The organism is Deltaproteobacteria bacterium, assembly GCA_026712905.1.
Classification (GTDB): Bacteria; Desulfobacterota; Binatia; order UBA9968; family JAJDTQ01; genus JAJDTQ01.
Window position 1 is genome coordinate 1 of record JAPOPM010000271.1, and the last position, 3,787, is coordinate 3,787.

The window sequence follows — 3,787 nt, forward strand, 5'->3', positions numbered from 1 at the left end:
CCGCCGCCTGGCGCGTGCAGAACACAACAGAGGACAAGGCTGGGACGGATCGCTTCTACCAGTTCGCTCACAGGTGCGAATTCACGCTGGCACAGTCTTGTTAGTTTGGCTTCAGCCCGGCGGACCCCACTCCCACGGTCAATCGCAACCCGACACTTCGCAAGATTGGTCCATGCGATCTCCCTCCTGCTCATGCCAAGATAGTCCTCCACGAGCGAGCGGAAGTGGCGCTTCCAGCGAGCCCAGCGGGGAAGCGCGTCCTCGTACGCAGTTCGCACGGCCGCTAGGTAGTCATAGTCCTCGTCTCGAGAGCGGCCGCGCTGCACCCAGCGCCGATGCGCGTTCACCAACTCCGCGTTCGTCCGCCGGATCACTGAGTCGCGTGCTTCGTCCTCAGGCCGCCCCTCCCTGTGAACAGCGCCAACGCACAGAATCCCGGTTCCTTCGCGGTAGCCCCCGCCGAGACATCCCGGCCATCTCACCTCGTTACCGTCAACACGCCATGTCCCAGGTACAGCCGCTCCCAAGTCTTCGCACCGCTCGCGATGGGATTTCGGACAGTTGATGATGGACCACGCGTAGTCCAGCCAACGTTCCTCGGTCTCGGTCATCTTCGCTCTGTCTCTTTCCCGCGTAAGCTTCAACGCGTTCGACCTCGTCAGTCTCAGAACTCATCCAGTCCGCCTGTTGCCGCTTCAATTCCGACTCATCCAGAGTTCGTGCAGCTCCGGCTGAACGGCGCAAGGCTTTGTATTAAACGACTTGCCTAGCACATACCACCGACGCCCAGGCATCCATCCGCGAGGACTAGGCAGGAAGGGACGCGGACGGTCGATCTCGATGCGTTGATCGACAGCGTGGCCGCCGACCTCCTGGATCTGGGCCACGAACTTGTCGTGCCCGACTCCGATCGAGTGCTGGCGGCATGCCGGCCCGTGGCGTTGCGCCGTGCCTCCCGCAACCTGCTGGAGAACGCGGGTGCCACGGCGTTCGGGCGACGGCGCGAGTCGCCGACGACGACGGACGTGTGCTCGTCGTCATTGAGGACGACGGTCCTGGCATCCCGAAGGCCGATCTGGAGCGGATGTTCGAGATCTTCTTCCAACTCGATTCCGAAGACTGGCTACGGTTCGTCGCCCAGATCGTCGACCGGAAACACGAACCCTCTGTTGCTGTTGTACGACGATGCCCAGGCCATCTACCGACCCACAGGGCGATCAGGTGGTGCTTCTGACACGACAGAGCAGCAAAGGACTGACGTTTCCGCGTGTGATTCTCGTCGGCTTGGGGAAACTACGGGCCGCGCACGAGAACGTTGCCGAGGCAACCCGCCTGCTATATGTCGCGATGACATGCACGCGCGAATGCCTGTAGGAACGGCAAGTGAGACCAACGTTTACACGCAGAAGATTGAATCTGCCACGGCTGCGAAAAACCGTGTTGCCCTTTTGGCCATGGACTCTCCGGACACCTCGACGATCCGCTCATCGCCGTTCGCTGGCCAGTACGGTCAGGACTTGCTCCATGATCTGCGCGACCGCGTCCTCGTGCCCCATGTGCCACCGGGAAGGCTCTGACATGGTTTCGTCCAGCAATTGAGCCAGCGAGCACCGAAGCGCCGTCAGCTTGCCCGTGGACAACGGATTGGGGTCATCGGGCCGGAACATGACGCCCAGGTCCTCGTAGTTGCTCCGGGCCTCGGATAGGCTGTAACCGGACTTCTCCCATTCTTCGTCGGACAGTTCGTCCGGCACCAGCTCTGGATCGTCGGGTTCCGGAAAACTCCATGCGTTGCGATGGCGCCAGACGCCCTCGGCACGGAGGACGCAGGGTTCCCCGTCATTGTCGATCCCGGTTCCGAAATCCGGATACCCGCACACGATGCATTCCTTGGCGCTGAACCATCTCCCGCTGCCGGAACCGAGGTTGGGGTATCCGCAACACGCGCAGACCGGCTCGCCGGAGAGGTCCGCATGCAGCCACCACTACGCCCATCGCCGTCCCCACGGCGAACGCAGGTCGACAGGATCCCTGTCCGATTTCAAGATCATCGGCCCATTGCCGTCGTCCGGTTCGTCGACGCGAACGACGCGGTAGCCGAAGAACACCCACAACACATCGTCTTCGACGACGGGAACTACGCCCTGACCCAAGCTGTCGATTTCTATCCATGTTCCCAGTTGAAACCGTTCCCACACGGGACGGATGTCGGCGGGACCAGAATCGCTGACTTTTTCGAAGCGCGACAAGTCCGTTGGGGGAACCACGGTTGCCGCATGACCCCGGTAGTCGATGTCCATCGTCGAGTTACGGACTACAGAATCCGGCCGTACCCCGAGTAGGGATGGCGGATCCAGTCTCCATCCGAGAAGACGTCCTTGAGCGACGGAATCCGCTTGCGCTTGCGGACCGGTCTCCAGTTCGCGATGTACGGCCGGAAATCCTCGTCGATGACGGCGCCGTAGGACAGTTTCATGATGTGCAGCGGGTCGGGCATCATCTCCAGGATGAAGCCCGGCCGGTAGCGGCCCGTATCGACCCAGCTTCCCGGTTTCACGCGAGGCTTTCGGGTCGGGCGGAAGCGTCGTGGATGCGCCGGGAACCGGCGCCGGTTGCGAGACGGGCTGGACGCAGCCTCAAGCAAGGCATTTACCGAAGCCTGCAAGTCGCTAACCATCCTTTCGGGTGAAGGGTACCCTCCTCCACGGTCACGGTTTCTACGCAATGCCCGGTCTGTGTGAGTCGAACGAGATGTTTGGGGGCGTTCGCGACGCAAGCCGAGAGTCAGGCGTCGTTGTCGGTCCTCGCGTCCTTGCAGCGCAGATGCGTTCGGTACCATGCCCTGCGTGCATGAACGCCGCGTCCAGGTCGTTCCCACCTGAGCCCGTGAATTCCGCCCCCTGCTCCAAGGCTTGCCTTGCGCGGGAGAGCTTCTCCCGATCCTGGGCGATTTCCCACCGTGTCCGGTTGCCAGCCGTCACGGGTCTGGTCGCGAGGACTTTCCAGGCGAACCCGAACCGGACGGATTCCGGTTCGCCGCTTTCTCTATCGTCCACAGGCAGGACGATCTCGAACTCGTGACTGCCCTCCTGCGATTTCGGCGGCTGTTCCCTTTCCCCATTTTCCAGCTGTCAGAATTCCAGTATTACAGTCCATGGTCCTGTTGCCGAAGTCTGGAGCATGACACTGCCGCGTGACACAACCCATTCCAGGGGCTGCAGCGCGACCACGTGCATCGCCGCGAGCGTTCCGGTCGCCCCGGGAATGCCGCGACTCCAGACGCGCGTGCAACGGCTGCGAGCTGGTCGCCCGTGGCACGGCCCTGCGCCGTCGAGAGCACGAGCTTGGCAGTGAGCGGGGCGGCGGGCGGCGCTCCGGCACCCGCCGTCCCATCCACCTGCCGAAGGAGCACGGCACGATGCAGGCAGTCCTGAGCCTCCGCGGTGACGAGCAGACCTTCCTCGGCCATTTCGTCGTCGTCGGTGTCGATGACGACGAGGAGCAGCTTCGCGACCTGAAGAAAGGTTGACTCATGACACAACGAATTGTTCAGATGGCGATGCGGGATTTGCGGGCACTGGTGGAGGAAGTCCTGAGCTCCTTGCCAAGACCCTGCACCGAACACGTGATCCACGACGTCTTCCTTGAGATAGAACGGCACCGGCGGGAGGAGTACGACGACCTCCTTGCATTGATGCCGCGGCGGTGGGTGAACCCGCGTATCGGCAAAGTGGTCAAGGAAACGCTGGGCATGTCCTCGAAACGGAGCAGGGTGCCGGCCACAAGC

At 62.4% G+C, this 3,787-nt stretch carries 5 protein-coding genes; 2 read left to right on the forward strand and 3 right to left on the reverse strand.

The features are described 5' to 3' along the window. The first annotated feature begins 1,185 nt into the window (after positions 1–1,185). Positions 1,186–1,374, forward strand: coding sequence for an ATP-binding domain-containing protein (locus tag OXF11_22015; protein MCY4489762.1), 189 nt, complete (start codon positions 1,186–1,188; stop codon positions 1,372–1,374). A gap of 110 nt (positions 1,375–1,484) precedes the next feature. Here OXF11_22015 and OXF11_22020 read toward each other — a convergent pair whose 3' ends face one another. From OXF11_22020 to OXF11_22030, 3 genes are all read right to left on the reverse strand, one after another. Further along, positions 1,485–1,880: a hypothetical protein gene (locus OXF11_22020; protein ID MCY4489763.1), complete on the reverse strand. Its 396-nt coding sequence runs from the start codon at positions 1,878–1,880 to the stop codon at positions 1,485–1,487. 105 nt (positions 1,881–1,985) lie between these two features. After that, positions 1,986–2,300 (reverse strand): hypothetical protein, encoded by a 315-nt coding sequence (locus OXF11_22025; GenBank protein MCY4489764.1) that lies wholly within the window; start codon positions 2,298–2,300, stop codon positions 1,986–1,988. 14 nt (positions 2,301–2,314) lie between these two features. Next, entirely contained in the window at positions 2,315–2,557 is a 243-nt protein-coding gene (locus tag OXF11_22030; protein ID MCY4489765.1) for a hypothetical protein, read from the reverse strand. Between the two features lie 975 nt (positions 2,558–3,532). On the opposite strand from OXF11_22030, the gene OXF11_22035 reads away from it, so the two are divergent. Continuing rightward, positions 3,533–3,787, forward strand: a 255-nt coding sequence (locus OXF11_22035) for a hypothetical protein (protein ID MCY4489766.1), incomplete at its 3' end; no start/stop codon positions are given.

Coding starts and splice junctions, on each gene's coding strand:
- OXF11_22015 (MCY4489762.1), top strand. CDS start 1,186: ATGCCCAGGCCATCTACCGACCCACAGGGCGATCAGGTGGTGCTTCTG.
- OXF11_22025 (MCY4489764.1), bottom strand. CDS start 2,300: ATGGACATCGACTACCGGGGTCATGCGGCAACCGTGGTTCCCCCAACG.